The following is a 2,198-nucleotide window of genomic DNA, read 5'->3' on the forward strand; positions in this document are numbered from 1 at the left end:
GCTGGTCCTCGTGAATCTCACTGTCTGCTTGCTGGGTCGTAGACACACCTTCAGCAAGCAGACGTTCTAACTAAGCGGCTTTGTGATGTACTGAACCTGGCGATATGAACGCCAGCGAGGTAATGCTGGTGATGAACCACGCTCACCTCGTCATCGAAGAGCTGAAACAGGGCCCGAAAACTGTCACCGAACTCGCCGATGCGTGCGATTTGACCGAGTCACGCATCCGTGAAGTGCTCGATTTCGGTACTGACGACGGGATCATCTATCCAGTCGATACTGACACGAGCGATACTGCGAAAAGGTACGCCCTCGACGAGTCGAAAGTCGGTGGCCTTGCGTTCGTCCGTTCGAACGGGAAGCGCATTCTGCGACGACTAGCACGGCCGTGCCAGCGCTGATTCTTCGTGGACAGAGACTGGGACTGACGGTCGCTGGAGCAGGATCGAATTCCCAGAGCGCGGTCGGTGGTGGGAAGTATACCCAGTCGAGGCAACCCTCTTTTTTGCCGGGTGCCGGACCGACCCAGGGACCGCCACCGGGCAAAGGCTCCATCAGCAAATCCGCCTTTGAGCAGGTGGTGGATCTCCATCGCGACCTGTACTGCCCGTGCGTGAAGTCGAGTTAGAGCGTCAAAGACGAAGTCCTGTTCCTGAGCTGCCTAGAGCCGATATTCCGGGTTAATTGTATCACCCGTTTCCTGCGACCAGATAATGAACCGTTCAAGCAATTCCAAAGGTTCCTCCCAGCGATCTTCGATCCCGCGTTGAAATTCTGCCTTGGTTTCATAGAGCCGTCGCAATCCCTCGTCATCCTCGCGGACCTGCTGGTACATACTATCCCCAACAGCCTCAATGACCTCGCTGGTAGCTTCCGCGATCTCGTCTTCGGTGGGTTCCCCGTCGAGTTCTCCTCCCTGAAGAAGTTCCAGAAGCTGGTCGTGGATTGCCTGGGAAAGTGAGTCAGTATCGTTGGGTATTCTGGATTACTCTTTCTGGTGTTTCAGCACAGTAGATGATGGAGTTTTGGGAGCAATTGGAGTCTATTTACCCCTCGATGGGTGAGGGGTTCGCCGTGCTGGCGGGTTCCCCGATCACGGTGAGAACGATGGCAACCAGAGACATCTACGAAACTGGCTTCGACGAAGACGTCCGAACGGAATCGAGTGCGAACCGGTGTCCCGAGTGCGACGGCCGGGTCACCACGAACGCGGTCGAAACGGTCTGCGAGGACTGTGGCCTGGTCATCGACGAACAGCGAATCGACCACGGGCCAGAGTGGCGGGCGTACGACGACGAGGAGTGCGAACGAACGGGTGCCCCACTCACGGCGGCTCGCCACGATCGCGGACTGTCGATGGAAATCGGTCGCGGCACCGACGCGAAGGGGAACGAACTCTCTTGGCAGAAGCGACGGCGACTCGCGCGGATGCGCCGTGAGCAGACCCGGGGTCGGTGGCGGTCGAAAGCAGAACGGAATCTCGCCCACGAGCTGGGCGAGGTGCGTCGGTTGGCGAGTGCCCTCGAACTCTCCAATTCGGTTCGCGACCAGGCGTGTCAGCTCTTCCGGAGCACCCAGAACGAGGATCTGCTTCGTGGCAGATCCATCGAGGCCATCACCGCGGCCAGCGTCTACGGGGCCTGCCGGTGTAACGGTCGCTCGCGGTTAGTGGACAACGTCAGCGAGATGGCCCGCGTCGCGGAGTCACGGGTCACGAACGCGTACAAAACGTTGAACGAATGGCTGGGCCTTCCCGCTGAACCCGTCTCCCCCGGCATGTTCGTACCGCGCCTCGCCTCAGACCTCGAGTGTCCGGACGAGATCCGGCAGCGGGCCCGAAAGCTCGCAGAGCAGGCCGAGGAGCGCGGCGTTACAACGGGCGTCCATCCGGCCGGGTTCGCAGCGGCCTGCCTCTACAAGGCCGGTCGCGAGGAGGGGCGATGGCTGACGCAATCCGAGGTTTCGGGAGCGGCTAACATCTCAACGACAACGGTTCGGAACCATCGAGACACACTACACCAGTTGGACGGTGAACAACGAGTCGGCATCAAGAGCACTACACAGACACGAGCGGCATCTCGAAAAAGCAAGGGTTAGATAAGTGTGAGGGTGTCATAGAAGAGTTCTCATGGTTTGCTGAATCAGCTCTAACGAATTGAAAGCGCCGTACACTTGGTGCACGCTATTTTTAGCTTGTC

Annotated in this window: 3 protein-coding genes; 2 read left to right on the forward strand and 1 reads right to left on the reverse strand. The window is 58.9% G+C overall.

Features of this window, described 5'->3' with window-relative positions:
- Positions 1–104 precede the first annotated feature (104 nt).
- Positions 105–401: a hypothetical protein gene (locus APQ99_RS12400; protein ID WP_209000316.1), complete on the forward strand. Its 297-nt coding sequence runs from the start codon at positions 105–107 to the stop codon at positions 399–401.
- A gap of 260 nt (positions 402–661) precedes the next feature.
- Here the strand turns inward: APQ99_RS12400 and APQ99_RS12715 are convergent, their stop codons facing one another.
- Positions 662–835, reverse strand: coding sequence for a hypothetical protein (locus APQ99_RS12715; RefSeq protein ID WP_168731179.1), 174 nt, complete (start codon positions 833–835; stop codon positions 662–664).
- 272 nt (positions 836–1,107) lie between these two features.
- Between APQ99_RS12715 and APQ99_RS12405 the strand changes: the two genes are divergently transcribed.
- A complete protein-coding gene (locus APQ99_RS12405; RefSeq protein ID WP_229373341.1) occupies positions 1,108–2,097 on the forward strand; it encodes a transcription initiation factor IIB in 990 nt (329 codons plus the stop codon).
- Positions 2,098–2,198 lie beyond the last annotated feature (101 nt).

Source organism: Halobacterium salinarum DSM 3754, from assembly GCF_008124605.1.
In the GTDB taxonomy this organism is placed as follows: domain Archaea; phylum Halobacteriota; class Halobacteria; order Halobacteriales; family Halobacteriaceae; genus Halobacterium; species Halobacterium salinarum.